16 protein-coding genes are annotated in these 13,986 nt (G+C 54.6%); 7 read left to right on the top strand and 9 right to left on the bottom strand.

Annotation, left to right across the window (positions count from 1 at the left end; all coding sequences use genetic code 11):
• The first annotated feature begins 8 nt into the window (after nucleotides 1-8).
• Together nth and L5470_RS03325 are read left to right on the top strand one after the other, a co-directional pair.
• Nucleotides 9-680 (top strand): endonuclease III, encoded by a 672-nt coding sequence (nth, locus tag L5470_RS03320; RefSeq protein ID WP_499498333.1) that lies wholly within the window; start codon nucleotides 9-11, stop codon nucleotides 678-680.
• A gap of 83 nt (nucleotides 681-763) precedes the next feature.
• Nucleotides 764-1,753: an AEC family transporter gene (locus L5470_RS03325; protein ID WP_499498145.1), complete on the top strand. Its 990-nt coding sequence runs from the start codon at nucleotides 764-766 to the stop codon at nucleotides 1,751-1,753.
• On the opposite strand, the gene L5470_RS03330 is transcribed toward L5470_RS03325, so the two are convergent.
• Both L5470_RS03330 and L5470_RS03335 read right to left on the bottom strand, forming a co-directional pair.
• A complete protein-coding gene (locus L5470_RS03330) occupies nucleotides 1,695-2,096 on the bottom strand; it encodes a VOC family protein (protein WP_499498146.1) in 402 nt (133 codons plus the stop codon). The genes L5470_RS03325 and L5470_RS03330 overlap by 59 nt on opposite strands.
• Nucleotides 2,093-2,629, bottom strand: a complete 537-nt coding sequence (locus tag L5470_RS03335; RefSeq protein WP_448513711.1) for a phycobiliprotein lyase — start codon at nucleotides 2,627-2,629, stop codon at nucleotides 2,093-2,095. Before L5470_RS03335 ends, L5470_RS03330 begins: the two co-directional genes overlap by 4 nt.
• A gap of 235 nt (nucleotides 2,630-2,864) precedes the next feature.
• Here L5470_RS03335 and L5470_RS03340 point away from each other — a divergent pair, with 235 nt between their 5' ends.
• Genes L5470_RS03340 through L5470_RS03350 form a run of 3 tightly spaced genes read left to right on the top strand, consistent with a single transcriptional unit; the run spans nucleotide 2,865 to nucleotide 4,701 of the window.
• Complete coding sequence (locus L5470_RS03340; RefSeq protein ID WP_099798225.1) at nucleotides 2,865-3,194, top strand: DUF2605 domain-containing protein; 330 nt, start codon at nucleotides 2,865-2,867, stop codon at nucleotides 3,192-3,194.
• 45 nt (nucleotides 3,195-3,239) lie between these two features.
• Nucleotides 3,240-3,530, top strand: a complete 291-nt coding sequence (locus tag L5470_RS03345) for a DUF2973 domain-containing protein (RefSeq protein WP_099798226.1) — start codon at nucleotides 3,240-3,242, stop codon at nucleotides 3,528-3,530.
• Nucleotides 3,514-4,701, top strand: coding sequence for a GTPase family protein (locus tag L5470_RS03350; protein ID WP_499498148.1), 1,188 nt, complete (start codon nucleotides 3,514-3,516; stop codon nucleotides 4,699-4,701). Before L5470_RS03345 ends, L5470_RS03350 begins: the two co-directional genes overlap by 17 nt.
• Here the strand turns inward: L5470_RS03350 and L5470_RS03355 are convergent.
• Complete coding sequence (locus L5470_RS03355) at nucleotides 4,698-6,980, bottom strand: ComEC/Rec2 family competence protein (protein ID WP_499498150.1); 2,283 nt, start codon at nucleotides 6,978-6,980, stop codon at nucleotides 4,698-4,700. The two genes, L5470_RS03350 and L5470_RS03355, sit on opposite strands and share 4 nt — an antisense overlap.
• A 71-nt stretch (nucleotides 6,981-7,051) precedes the next feature.
• The gene (locus tag L5470_RS03360) at nucleotides 7,052-7,348 is read right to left on the bottom strand and encodes a DUF1816 domain-containing protein (protein ID WP_099798229.1); all 297 of its coding nucleotides are present in this window, start codon (nucleotides 7,346-7,348) and stop codon (nucleotides 7,052-7,054) included.
• A 312-nt stretch (nucleotides 7,349-7,660) separates the two neighbouring features.
• Here L5470_RS03360 and L5470_RS03365 point away from each other — a divergent pair, with 312 nt between their 5' ends.
• Nucleotides 7,661-8,158 (top strand): DUF2085 domain-containing protein, encoded by a 498-nt coding sequence (locus tag L5470_RS03365; protein WP_499498152.1) that lies wholly within the window; start codon nucleotides 7,661-7,663, stop codon nucleotides 8,156-8,158.
• A gap of 139 nt (nucleotides 8,159-8,297) precedes the next feature.
• Nucleotides 8,298-9,713, top strand: coding sequence for a type I glutamate--ammonia ligase (gene glnA, locus L5470_RS03370; protein ID WP_099798231.1), 1,416 nt, complete (start codon nucleotides 8,298-8,300; stop codon nucleotides 9,711-9,713).
• A 140-nt stretch (nucleotides 9,714-9,853) separates the two neighbouring features.
• Here glnA and L5470_RS03375 read toward each other — a convergent pair whose 3' ends face one another.
• Genes L5470_RS03375 through pds form a run of 5 tightly spaced genes read right to left on the bottom strand, consistent with a single transcriptional unit; the run spans nucleotide 9,854 to nucleotide 13,931 of the window.
• A complete protein-coding gene (locus L5470_RS03375; RefSeq protein WP_099798232.1) occupies nucleotides 9,854-10,090 on the bottom strand; it encodes a 2Fe-2S iron-sulfur cluster-binding protein in 237 nt (78 codons plus the stop codon).
• Complete coding sequence (locus L5470_RS03380) at nucleotides 10,087-11,058, bottom strand: aspartate carbamoyltransferase catalytic subunit (RefSeq protein ID WP_499498335.1); 972 nt, start codon at nucleotides 11,056-11,058, stop codon at nucleotides 10,087-10,089. Before L5470_RS03380 ends, L5470_RS03375 begins: the two co-directional genes overlap by 4 nt.
• A 20-nt stretch (nucleotides 11,059-11,078) precedes the next feature.
• A complete protein-coding gene (locus L5470_RS03385) occupies nucleotides 11,079-11,597 on the bottom strand; it encodes a phosphoribosyltransferase (RefSeq protein ID WP_448527071.1) in 519 nt (172 codons plus the stop codon).
• Between the two features lie 5 nt (nucleotides 11,598-11,602).
• Nucleotides 11,603-12,538, bottom strand: a complete 936-nt coding sequence (locus L5470_RS03390) for a phytoene synthase (protein WP_448527070.1) — start codon at nucleotides 12,536-12,538, stop codon at nucleotides 11,603-11,605.
• Nucleotides 12,522-13,931: a 15-cis-phytoene desaturase gene (gene pds / locus L5470_RS03395; protein ID WP_499498156.1), complete on the bottom strand. Its 1,410-nt coding sequence runs from the start codon at nucleotides 13,929-13,931 to the stop codon at nucleotides 12,522-12,524. Before pds ends, L5470_RS03390 begins: the two co-directional genes overlap by 17 nt.
• Nucleotides 13,932-13,986 lie beyond the last annotated feature (55 nt).

Below are 13,986 nucleotides of genomic sequence, written 5' to 3' on the forward strand. Positions count from 1 at the left end.
TCGTTGTCCTGATGGCTATTACCCGCCGCCTTTGTGCTAAACAACAACGAGCTTTGGAAATTCTCACCCGCCTCAAGCGTCTTTATCCAGATGCCACCTGTAGTCTCAAGTTCGAGACTCCTGTGCAGTTACTGGTAGCCACTATCCTCTCAGCCCAGTGTACCGATGAGCGGGTGAACCAAGTCACACCGGCCTTATTTGAGCGCTTTCCGGATGCAGTGGCTTTTGCTAATGCCGATGTGGCAGAGCTAGAGCACTATATCAAATCCACCGGCTTCTATCGCAATAAAGCGCGGCATATTCAAGGGGCGTGTCGGCGGATTGTGGAGGTGTATGGCGGACAGGTGCCTAAGGTGATGGAGGATCTACTCTCACTACCGGGAGTGGCTCGCAAAACTGCTAATGTGGTACTGGCTCACGGCTTTKGTATTTTAGGTGGGGTAACGGTGGACACCCATGTCAAACGCCTCAGTCAGCGGTTTGGGCTAACCACAGAAACAGACCCGGTGAAAATTGAGCGCGATCTCATGCGCTTAGTGCCCCAGCCTGATTGGGAGAATTGGTCTATTCGCCTGATCTATCATGGTCGTGCAGTGTGCCAAGCGCGCCAGCCCCATTGTGAGGGCTGTGAGCTAGTGGATCTGTGTGCGACGGGCAAACAACTCTTGGGGGTGCGCTGAGGAGCGTCTCCCCGCAGGCTAAGATGCCTCTAACAAACTACAGTGTTCAATAGTGTTCAAAAGCAACTTTAGCGGCGATCGCCATGGCGGATGCAATCACTGCGACCAGCCCCTTGATCCTCTGGACTAGCCTTGGTTTGGTACTGGGACGGTGGCTACCGGCAGTCATCCCCCAGTGGTTGGGTCGTGGCCTTTACTGGGTGGGGGTACCGCTACAAATCTTTGCCCTTGTGCACCACACTGACTTTACGGGTCTCATTTGGCTGTCGCCCGTCTTTGCCTTTTTGACGTTGGTGGTGGGCTATGTTGTAGCCCAGGTCTGTTACCCTTGGCAAGAACGCTATTTTCTGCCCCAATGGCTCCAGTACACACCGCCAACTTTAACTACAGCCTTGCCTGTGGCTGAAGCCCGGCGCTTTCAGGGCAGCTACCTCATTTCTTGCATCCTTGGGAATACGGGCTTTGTGGGGTTAGGCGTGGCCATTCCCCTACTGGCAGCGGCGGATCTGCGCTGGGCCACCTTTTATGCTATTACCCAAAATGCCATTGGTACCTATGGTCTGGGGTCGTTTCTGGGACAGTACTACGGTAAAACGCACTCCCAATCTTGGTGGCACGCCTTGGCTGTCCTCCCCACAGTACCCACCCTCTGGGCAGCGATGGCTGGATTTGCCACCCATGGGATGCTGTTTCCCCCAGGGGTTGAGTTCATACTGCAACTGGATATTCGCGGCGTGATTCCCCTAGCCTTTGTCCTGACGGGGATCCGTTTAAGTCGGCTGCCGGGGTGGCACAGTTTTAGGATGGCGATCATCCCAGCCTTGGTTAAAACGTTGATCTTGCCCCTGCCGATGTTAGCGATTGTCTATGGTCTGGGGCTGCGGGGCGATCCCCTGCTGGCGATCGCCATCATGACGAGTACCCCCACCGCCTTTGCCGCATTGATCCTTGCAGAAGAGTATGAGCTAAATGCAGAGCTACCACCGGCAGCCATTGCCCTGAGTACCCTAAGCTTTATTGCGGTGCTGCCCCTGTGGATTTTCCTGTGTCGCCATCTGCTGGTATTTGGCTGAGTTCAATGAGGTTGCCATCGGGATCCTGCACAAAAATGGCCGCGCGACCTGAAGCGCTGGCTTGCACAGGAATACCCGCCTCCGTGAGGGTTGCCTTCAGAGCATCTAAATTGGTAACCCCCAAAGCAAGGTGAGGGTTCCGTCCCCAGCGATCGCCATCTTGGAGCCGATTGGTCACATGGGGTGCTTGGATGAGGTGAATTTGCACCGCACCCACTTGGTACCACAACCCCGGAAATGTCAGGGGGCGATCGACTCGGTGTAACCCGAGCAGCCCCTCATAAAAGGCAGCGGCACGATCAAGGTCAGTCACATTGATTGCTGTGTGCAAAAACAGCATCATGACTGGGCGGGTTGGGTCACCCCCAAACGAATTTCAGAACAAAAGGAGGCCATACTAAAGCCGCCAAAGCGCTTCAAAATACTGGTGCGCAGTCGCAGATTGGGGCTGGCAAACCACAACCGCTCTTCCGAGTACATGGTTTCGTACTCTGTAATCAGCGTGAGCGCACCATCACTGCCCATACTAAAGCGACCCGCCACTGGTGCTTTCTCGGCATAGCCCATCTCCCGCAGCAACTTGCCTTCGTGGGTTGATCCGTCCCCCATAATCGGTACAAGCACCGTTGATCCCTCGTGCTTTTCAGCATCCCATTCCATCGTGCCATCCCAACTAACCCGCGCCCCACAAATGGCCCATTGCGGATCCATTTCGTACTGCTGGCACAGGGCAATCACCGCCGGATCATCGACACTCAGTAAATCAATCGTTAGTTGAGACTTGCCCGACTCAGTTTGCTTAAAGGCAAGATGATGACTTGTGCGCTGGGAAAACCAACGACCAGCACTCTGAGCAAAAAAATCGCGGATATCCATGCCAACCCCATGCAACTATAGCTAGATAGACGAGTCGATTTGCAGCATTGCCACCCTAGGCCGAAGAATCAACAACATAAGCGTTGACTCCTTGATCTAGGGTACTACAGCCAATTTCCCTCAGTGTTGGCAATGACCAGCTTGGCGCCATGGCGACAAATTCCCTGAACAAATTGTAACAATATGTAAACGAGATTAAGATTTAAGATAGAAGTAAGGTTGTCCCCATTGCCCTATGTTGCACTCCAATTTACCTGAACCCCAACTCCTCAAGGTGTTACTGGAACCGTTGCTTGACGATTTCCAAGACTGGTTTAGCCGTGCTCAATCCCTGTTGCGGACGGAGGTCATGCCGTTTTTAGAGGTTGCTGACCAGCAAGCCCTGTTGAGTCGAGTGGATGCCGCCCTAAATGATGTGGTTGCGACCCAAAGTCTATTTCGAGCAACAGAAGGGCAGGTTGGCGTGGATACGCATGTATTAATGCAATGGCATACGCTGTTGATGGAGTGCTGGCAGGTTGCCCACCACTATCGCCTATCCAAATCCAACGGTTGTCACACTTAAACGTCTTTTATTGTCTTAAACTCTTGGCTCGGAGGTGCTCTTTTCATGTTGCAGTTGCTTTACATTGTTGCCTTTACGGTACTGGCACTATTGGCAATGGCCAACCTTATTCGGAGTTTGTTGACCTTAGGGATTGAATCGCAGCGACAGTCTGCCGCCCCGCGGGGGCGAACCGTTAGCCATCCCGAACTGCTCGATAGCCATGGCCATGTCATTGATGAGCCATTACTGGTGATGCGCTCCCTGAGTGTGGAGGATGCCCGGGCACAACTGGATGCGATCTATCGCGAGTCTCCCAGCTACGGTGATGATCAGCGTGGTGAAAGCCAACGTTAAGCCACTCCCCCAGTATCTGCGATCGCTAACCCGCTGGTTTCAGGTGGATGCCACGGCCTTGGCAGAGGTGTTGGCGACAGCGCGGCAACAGCTTCCTGTGACCGAAGTTCTACTGATTGGCAAGCCCCAATCGGGTAAAAGTTCAATTGTGCGAGGGATGACGGGAGCCTCCCCAAGTATTGTGGGTTCGGGCTTTCGCCCCCATACACGTCAGACGCAACGCTATCACTACCCGACAGCGGATTTACCCCTGATCACCTTTACCGATACGGTGGGGTTAGGGGAAACCCCAGCCCAGACAGAGCAGGTGGTGGCGGAACTGGATCACCTCCTGCGGGAGAGTCAGCGGGCACGGGTGATTATTCTAACCCTGAAAGTCACAGACTTTGCCAGCGATCGCCTCTATCAGGTGGCCAAGGAACTCAAACGCCATCATCCCGACATTCCCTTTTTAGTGGCAGTTACCTGCTTGCACGAGTTATATCCACCCAGCCAAGAGAATCATCCGCCCTACCCGCCGGACTTCCCTGATCTCACCTTGGCGATCGCAGGGTTAACAGAGCGCTTTGCTGACATTAGCGATCGCGTGGTTCCGATTGACTTTACCTTGGAGGAAGATGGCTACACACCGCTGTTCTACGGGTTTGAATCCTTAGCAGCAACCCTAGAAACTGTGCTGCCCAAGGCAGAGGCTCATATGCTGCGGCAGCTGGTGGTGCACTCAGACCTTGGCGATCGCCTTGCCCCACTCTATCGCCAAGTGGGACGGCGTTACATTGCGCCCTTTGCGGTGATGGCGGGCACCCTCTCAGCGGTACCCTTTCCCTTTGCCACGATGCCGGTCTTGGTAGCAGTGCAGGTGGTGATGGTGATTCTGCTCGGGCAGCTGTACGGTCAAACGCTGTCACCATCGCAAGCTGGGGGAATTTTAACCACGATTGGCGGTGGGTTTGTCGCCCGCTTGATCGGTCAGCAGTTGATTAAGTTCGTTCCTGGGGTGGGGTCGGTGCTCGCTGCCTCCTGGGCTGCGGCCTATACTTGGGCATTGGGAGAGGCAGCCTGCGTTTATTTTGGTGATCTCATGGGAGGGAAAACCCCGGATCTGGAACGGATTCAGCAGGTGTTACAGGACACCCTCACCTCGGCAAAACTCAACCTAACCAGGTCTTAGAAAATTCCATCATTGCTGGCATCGAGATTGGCCGTTAGCGCGGTTTTGGGGGTCCAGCGGATCTCGCCATCCCTGCCGACAATAAAATAGGGAATATTTTTTTGCTGTAGGGCTGTACTGATCTGTGGTGCCAGCCGTGCCTGACTAAAAATAATCGCTTTAGGCTGAATGTGCTCTAACAGTTGCAGGTCAAACCGACGCCCCCACCACCAGAGAACATCCGGGGTAGCGACAGGGGCACCCCTCAACCAGTGGTGCTGGTCAGCGGCAGGATCGCTAATAAATAACCAATCACTGCGACCAAGGTTGAACCGAAGAATCGCAGGATCGGCTCGTTGTACTGTAATCTCAACGTTCCCCAAGCGGCTCGGTTGCTGGGGCAGCAAAGTGTGGTGTTCAACGGGTAGGGCTGCCAGCATTTGCTGATAGGCAGGGTCGCTGTTGGCCGTGGCCACGGTAGTGAGGCGACGCAGGGGGGTGGTGGCATGAACGTCAAGCCAGTTCTGGGATCGGCGATCGCTGGCAATCGCCCAATCAATTCGGTTAATGCCCTCTTGGGCTAAAAATGCGGTCAAAACATGGGGGTCCCCAGCATTGAGGGCGATCGTCCCCGCCGGTTGCTGAATGACCAACATCGGCACACGGGTTGTAGCTAAGACAGTGGCTTGAAACAGCATCTGCTGGCGGATGAGGAAGGGCAGTACCACGAGGGCTAACCCAACGGTAAAGACGGCAAGCCAGCGGTGTTGCCACCATGGGTGCCACCACACCAGCACGATCAGGGCATACAGCACCACCACTTGTCCCCAGCCGAGGGTGCCCAACGCAATGGTTGCGCCCGGCCATTGGCCAATGTGCTGCACGAACCAGACCAATAGCTCCGTTGGCCAGTAGAGCACGGTGGCAATGCCAGCTCCAATCGTTGGCAGGAGTAACGCGCCAAGGGCACTGATGAAACCGCCGACGGTCAGCATGACGAGGAGAAAGGTCGTGAGGACATTGGCAAGGAGACCATATACGGGAAAGACACCAAAAATTGCTAGGGATAGGGGAAAAACCCAAATCGTCGCCGCCAAAGGAACAGCTAGCGGATTCCGGAGGACTCCGGGGCACCAGTCAAGGCGATCGCTAATGGGTTGGCTACTAACAATCAGCCCAAGGGTGGCTAAAAAACTCAGTTGAAAGCCAATGTCCTCAATCCAAAGGGGATTATAAAGCAGCATGCCACAGGCGATCGCTAGCAAGGCGCCTAGGGGCTGCACCTTTTGGTTGCCTGCTAAGGCCGCTAAACTGGCTAACCCCATCAGCCCCGCCCGAATGGCCGACGGTGCAAAGCCACTGAGGCACACAAAGAGGATCAGAACGCCACCGCCACAACTGTACCGCCAACGCTCAGGGAACGGGCGCACTAGGGTTAACGCTACCGTTAAGAGGATAGCCGTATGGAACCCTGATGCAGCCAAGGCATGGGAAAGCCCCACCCGCCGAAAGGCATCCCGCAGCTCAAAGGGCACCGCTACCGCTCGTGACCCCAGCACCATGGCCGACACTAATGAGCCATGGCGATCGCCTAAACCTGCCCGATGCGCTGCGGTAATGCGCTGCCGAATCGCCCACAACCCCCAACCGGAGCCGTGATCAAGCCCCCTAAGCTCTTCGCCCGTTAACCCAGCAAAGGTGTTCTGGAGTTGCAACTGGCGCTGAAAATTAAAGGTGCGGATAAAACGACTGCCACTGGGGCGGGGACGGTAGAGGGTTCCTTGGACTTCAATGCGTTGACCTGGATGGAGATCGGCGGCGATCGTCCCGGGCAGCGTCACGTAAAGACGGCCACTGGCACGACCCCGCAATAGTGCATCCTGACTGGCCTGTTGGCTGACATTGCGATACTGCTCCACCGCCATAAAAAAGCGCAGCCGTCCAGCACGGTTGGGCAATGGGGTGGTTTGGACAACACCCGTCACCGCAACGGTGGGGGGCAAGTTGAGGTCTGCCAACCGCCTAACCACCCCGCTAATATCCGTGACTGTGGGCTGAGGCGTGCGCAGCCACAGGTAGCTCATGGCCAGCAGGGCAACGACGGTGGCGATTGCCACACTGCGAGAGGTAGGAAGCCGCAGCCAGAGGGAGCGTCCCCAACGCTGTCGCCGTAGCCACCAGCACAAGCCTCCAGTGCCTAGGACAATCAGCCAGCCCCCTTGAACAAGGGTAAGGATGCAACCTGCGATGAAGGCGATCGCCCACAACACAAGATCGTTCCTAGGAACGGTGCTGACCATCAGAGCAATCTATCCCCTCGTGGCCAGATAACCTCTAACGACTCCGCCGCCGTCTGAGGTCACCCTGCTGTTTAAGGCACGGCAGAACTAAGGGGCATCAGAGGCTTTTTTGCCATTTCCTCATCAATTGTCAGATCCTGAGGCCGACACCGCAATACTTCGACATCAAAGCCTTCAGCACCTTCTGCTTTCAAATCTTCAAGGTAACCGTCCTTTTCCTTATCGGCTTCGGCTGGAGTGAGAAACGGCCCAAAGTAGTAGATGCAGTGGGGCTGCTGTGTTTCAACCTTGACCCACCACGCTAAACCAATTTCATTGACAACATTGGCCAGCCAGCCAGTAAAGGTTGTGTTATTATCGCCAACCATTTAGTATATTCCTCCGGTAATTGCCTAACGACCCCAACCAATCTGGTTCGCTCTCTATTTGTGTATAACTGATCCCCTCACAAATGTGTATGCGGAAAATTCCAAACCATAAATTGTCATATTTATTTACGTCTAGGATCAGAATTGATGCAGATCAACCCAATCTATCGCCTTGAGCAATGGTGACAATTTTAGAATGTTGGGAATACTTCAAGTCCTCTAGGGTAGAAGCGTGAGACCACTGAATTGCCGACATTATCGAAGCTTTGGTAAATTATGGAGTGCTCCCTACCAAATATAGCGTAAGCGTTTATGAACCGACGGCGATCGCCCGCCTCGCTCTGGCTAGACACCCTTCTTGCTGCTCTACTCCTTGGGCCGTTGTTGGCTCCATTCTTAGCGGCCAGTCAGTTTCTGTTTTTACCCCGGATTGCCCACATTATCTACACCATGGGGAACCACGTCTGTCCCCAACCAGAGATGGGCGTGGTGTTGGCACCCCCTTGGACGATGGCTGTGTGTATGCGCTGTTATGGGACGTTGATGGCCGTCTTGCTGACCCGCGTGTGGATTGGGCGATCGCCCGCCGCTCAGGAATGGTACTGGCTGCATCAGTACGGGGGCCGTGGCTGGGCAGTTGCCATCCTGTTAATGTTGTTTTACCCCCTAGAGTGGGCATTACAACACTACGGTGTCTGGAACTACTCTAACTGGGTGGTCTTTCCCTTTGGCGCGATCGCTGGCTTAGGGCTTGGCCTGTTAATCATGCCGCGCCTATACCCCAAAGCTTCCTTGGCGGCGTCCCATTGAGGAACCACCGTTCGTAAGGAATCATGCTGCAACGAGAATCAAGGCTTTTTGGTAGCCTGCGATACAAAAAACGGTGAAGTCAACTTTCTACCATAGATTGTCGCTGCGGTGCGCCCAAACATAGAAGGAGTAACCTTACATGGCAACGCCCCAAGAAATCCTTGATTTGATCAACAGCAAGTACGAGTTAATCGACTTGAAATTTATTGACATGCCCGGAACATGGCAACACTTGACCGTTCACAAGAGCCAATTAAATGAAAGCTCGTTTAGCGATGGTGTTGCCTTTGACGGCTCCAGCATTCGCGGTTGGAAAGCCATCAACGAATCCGACATGATGATGGTGCCCGATCCTGAGACAGCGTGGGAAGATCCCTTCATGAAAGAACCCACCCTCAGCATGATCTGCACTATTAAAGACCCTCGCACTGGTGAACTCTACGATCGCTGTCCCCGCTCCATTGCCACCCGTGCCATTGAATACCTAAAAGCCACTGGCATTGGCGATACGGCATTCTTTGGGCCAGAAGCTGAGTTTTTCGTCTTTGATGATGTTCGCTACGACCAAAATCAAAAATCGGGCTACTACTATATTGATAGCGCTGAAGGTCTTTGGAACACTGGCCGTGAAGAAGACGGTGGCAACCTTGGCTACAAAATCCGCGGCAAAGAAGGGTATTTCCCCGTTGCGCCAACGGATACCCTCCAAGACTTGCGTACGGAAATGCTCTTAACGATGGCCAAATGTGGGGTACCCATTGAAAAACACCACCACGAAGTGGCAACGGGGGGTCAGTGCGAGTTGGGTCTGCGCTTTGGCACCCTTATTCAAGCAGCAGACTGGCTGATGACCTATAAGTATTGTGTCAAGAACGTGGCGCGCAAGCACGGTAAAGTGGCTACCTTCATGCCCAAGCCAGTGTTCAATGACAATGGCTCCGGCATGCACACCCACCAATCGATTTGGAAAGATGGTCAGCCGCTCTTTTGGGGCGATGGCTATGCCAACCTCAGCCAAACCGCTCTTTGGTACATTGGTGGTATTCTTAAGCATGCCCCAGCGCTGTTGGCCTTCACCAACCCGACGACTAACTCCTACAAGCGTCTAGTGCCGGGGTTTGAAGCACCGGTGAACTTAGCCTACTCCCAAGGCAACCGCTCCGCGTCTGTGCGGATTCCGCTGACCGGCACAAACCCGAAAGCAAAGCGCTTAGAGTTTCGCTGCCCCGATGCCACCAGTAACCCCTACTTAGCCTTTGCCGCCATGCTGTGTGCAGGGATTGACGGTATTAAAAATCAAATTGATCCTGGTAGCCCGCTGGATGTGGATATCTACGACCTCAGCCCTGAAGAGCTGGCCAAAATTCCCTCTACCCCTGGTTCTTTGATGGCAGCGCTAGAAAATCTGCAAAAGGATCATAGCTTCTTGACCGCTGGTGGGGTCTTTAGCGAAGACTTTATCCTCAACTGGATTCAGTACAAACTCGACACCGAAGTGATTCCGATGTCACTGCGTCCCCATCCCTACGAGTTTGCCCTTTACTTCGATGCCTAGGCGCATTGAAGACTAAAAGTAGCTCAGAGGTGGTTCCAAAAGAGCCGCCTCTTTTTTAGTGAGGTTTAGCAATGTGAATAAAACAATGTGAATAAAAACCAAAAATCTACAGAATCCTTGCGAGAAAAGCTGCAGGAACCTTACCAAGTTGGGTCACTAAAAACAGAGGCAGTCACGGTGAGGCGATCGCCCGCAAGGGTGGAAATACAGGCGCGAATTTCCTCGCCATCTTCTAGCTCCAGCGTGCACGCACCACAACTCCCCATACAGCAGCCCGTGGGAATCTCAACCCCGGCGCGATCGGCCACGGTCAACCACGATTCCCCAGCCTCAGCACTCACCGATACGTTCTCGGGCAAAAAGGTTACCGTAATCATCCACCTGCGTCCGGCGTACTCCCCATCAAATATAACAAGGCCATCCGCACCGCCACACCACTGGTCACCTGTTGGTTCACGAGGCTGACGTGCCCATCATCAAGTAAGGCGGAACTCAGTTCTACCCCACGGTTCACAGGCCCCGGATGCAGAACCCGCACGTGGGGCTGGCACAGCCGTAGCCGTTCGTGGGTAATGCCAAACTGTTGGTGATACTCGCGCAAACTGGGAATCAAATGCTGATCCATGCGCTCCCGCTGCAACCGCAGGGTCATCACGATGTCGGCCTTGGCGAGGGCTGGCTCTAGCTGCCAGTGGAGGGTGACCCCATACTTGGCAAACTCAGGCGGCAAGAGGGTCGGCGGCCCTGCCAGATGCACATCGGCACCAGCAGTCGTCAGGCTATAGAGGTTGGAGCGTGCCACCCGGGAATGGCGAATATCTCCGACAATGGCAATTTTTTTCCCCCGGAGAAGTTCACAGCGGGGCTGACGAGGACTGTAAAGCTGACAGAGGGTAAATAAATCTAAAAGGGCTTGGGAGGGGTGCTCGTGCAGGCCATCCCCGGCATTGAGAACCGCCACCTGAGTGCCAAGGCGATCCATTTCAGCCGCAATGGTGTGGGGCACCCCCGACTGTTGGTGGCGAATAACCATGAATTCCGCCCCCATCGCCCAGAGGGTCTTGGCGGTATCCAGAATGGTTTCCCCCTTACTGAGGGCAGAGGTTCCCGGCGCAAAGTTAAGAATATCGGCAGAGAGACGCTTGGCTGCTAGTTCAAAACTATTGCGAGTGCGGGTGGAGCTTTCAAAAAAGAGATTGGCAACCACCCTAGCTTGGAGCGTTGGCACTTTTTTGGTGCGGCGATTCAGTACCTCCTGAAAGCTGGCGGCGGTTTGCAGGACAATATCTAGCTCTGGAACGCTAAAGTCCTGGAGCGACAGGATATGACGGCGGTGCCATTGCAGAGGTGTGTGGAGGGATGAGGTCATGGACAGGGGCTAAAGGTTGCGGCTAAATCGGTCACACTCAACTGTTCGTAGCGCTCAAAGGGCTGATGAATCCACGGATTGTCCGGTAGGTAGTGCACATAATAGTCGGGCGTGATACAGGAGGCGGCCTTGTACCACAGTACTGCAGTACGAATCTCTTCAATTGCAAAGCCGTACTTTACGTCGAGCCAGCGTAGCGTCTTTTTCAGTGACACGCCGGAATCAACCAAGTCATCGACTAGGAGCACATGGCTGCCAAGGTTGGCGGTGGTCATGGTTAGGTCATGGCCAAAGGTGATGCGCCCCCGTTCTTGGTTATGCACTCCTCTGTAGGAGGATACCGCCAGAATGGCTAGGGGCTGCCGAAATAGGCGGCTGAGAATATCCCCGACCCGTAGCCCCCCCTTAGCTAGGCAAAGCACTTGATTAAACTGCCAGCCAGAGTCGTGGATGGCGATCGCCAACTGCTCAATGGTGCGATGGTAGTCGTCCCAGTTGATATAGAGGTCTGCCATAGCCCCTAGAACGTGGCCTTCAGCCAAGAGAGGGGAATAAAAAAGGTTTTGCGCAGATCCGAGACAAAGGCGCGGCGATTAAACACATCGTAGCCATTGCGCTCAATGACATCCAAAATTTCGCGATAGAGCATCAGGGCAGACCACACCGGCCAGCGGGCATCGCGCTCAAGGTAGGCCACGCCCACCTCTGCTTCACGGTAAAATTCCCGCGCCCGCTGAATCTGGAATTGCATGAGGGCACGCCAGCGATCGTCGATCACGCCTCGCTGCAGATCGGCTTCGCTGTAATTAAAGGCGTGCAGGTCTTCAAGGGGCAGATAGATACGCCCCCGCCGCATGTCCTCGCCAACATCCCGCAAAATATTCGTGAGTTGGTTGGCAATGCCTAGGGCAATGGCCTGATCCTTGAGGGTGCCCTTAGCATGGTAGGGATCGACCCATGGCGCGCAGAGGCGATCGCTAAAGGGGTTCCCCCCCATCACCTCAAGGGACATTAAGCCAACGGTGCCAGCCACGCGATAGCAGTACAGTTCTAGCTCGGCAAAGGTTTCGTAGCGGCTGCGGTGCAAGTCCATCCGCTGACCGGCAATCATATCCCGAAAGGGCTGGATATCGAGGGGAAACTGTTCCAAGGTGGCGGTTAAGGCCAAATCCATCGCATCGTGGGGTCGCCCGGCAAAAATATCCTCGAGGCGGGCTTCCCAGTCATCTAAGGTGGCCATGGTGGTGGTGGCTGCCTGCGGACCATCCACCAGTTCATCCGTGCGCCGACACCAAACGTAAATCGCCCAAATGGCACGCCGCTTTGCCAAGGGCATCAGGAGCGTGCCGAGGTAAAACGTTTTGGCGTAGGTGGCTGTGACTTGGCGGCACAGCTCGTAGGCTTCGTCAAGGGGAATCAAGGGGGGGGCGTACTCGGCTCTAGGCAGTTGCAGCATTGGCGACAGTCTGAGTAGAGGGCATAGGGGGCTGCTGGGCGATCGCCTGCGCTGCCAGCTTACCAGAAAGTACCGCCCCTTCCATACTCCCCAAGTAGGGCTGCATTGTATAGCTGCCGGATAGAAAGAAGTTGGGAATGGGGGTGACCTGATCGGGACGGAAGGCTTGGCGACCGGGGGTTGCTTTGTAAACCGAGSGGGGGGTTTTCACAACCGCCGCTTTCAGCACTTTAGCAGGTTCCGGCAGGTGATTTGGAAATAATTTTGCCAGTTCAGCAAGTGTCGCTTCAATAATCTCTGCATCGGGGCGACCAATCCACTCGGCGGCGGGGGCTAGCACTAACTCCAGCATGGATTTATCGGGGTCGGCATAGCCTTTGCAGGTTTCACTCATGTCGGCATACACACTCAGCAGGGGCGATCGCGAAAAGAGGAGGTGATCGACCGTCGGCAGCTTGCGGTCAAACCAAATTTGTACGTTGATCACGGGTACCCCTTCCAAGCCGTTCAGTTTTTGGAAAAAGGGTAGCTCTTGCCAAGGTTTCGGCAGCAGTAGCTTGATGGCATCCACCGAGAGGGCTGAAACGTAGGCATCGGCAGTTACCTMAAAGCGGCGTTGACTTTCGGAATCCGCCATGACAAAGCACTGAACGGAGAGATCCTCTTTGAGCACAATCTCCCGCAGGGCAACATTGGTGTGCACTTCGCCACCCCGTGCCGTGATGTACTCCACAATAGGCTGACACAGCCGCTCAGGGGGTGCGCCATCCAAAAAGGCGATTTTCGAGCCATAGCGTTCCCGCAAAAAGCGGTTCATGGCCGTGAGGGGAATGGTGGCAGAGACCTCATCGGGGTTAATAAAGGTCAGGGCTTTTGAGGCGGCAATGAAAATATCCGAGTTCACCCGCTCATCAATGCCTTGGCGCTCTAGCCACTCGAGGAGGGTGTATTTATCCATAGCTTCAACATATTTTTGCCCCCGCACAATGGCTGGCCACAGACCCAAGGCAAAGCGCAGTTTTTGCTCCCACGTCAGCATATCGTTATTGCGCAGGATTGAAAGCAGCACGTTGATGGGGGAAGGCAGATCGGGAACATCAAACCACGAGAGCACTTCGGGATTTTCCGGCTGATTGAAAATCAAGGCGTGCCGCTTCCATTGCAGGCGATCACTAATGCCTAATTCTTCAAGCAGTTGCAACATGTTGGGATACGCCCCAAAGAAGGCGTGTAGCCCTGTTTCTACCCAGTCGCCATCGGCATCTTGCCATGCTGCCACCAACCCCCCCAGCACAGCGGCACGTTCAAAAATAATGGGGGTGTGCCCCGCATCAACTAAGTACTTGGCGCAGGCTAATCCTGCTAGACCCCCACCAGCAATTGCAACTCGCATGAATGACGCTATCCTTGTTTGACCCTACTGTTTGTTAACCCAGCTTTGGGGCGAT

Source organism: Synechococcus sp. PCC 6717 (assembly GCF_022698185.1).
In the GTDB taxonomy this organism is placed as follows: domain Bacteria; phylum Cyanobacteriota; class Cyanobacteriia; order Thermosynechococcales; family Thermosynechococcaceae; genus Thermosynechococcus; species Thermosynechococcus lividus.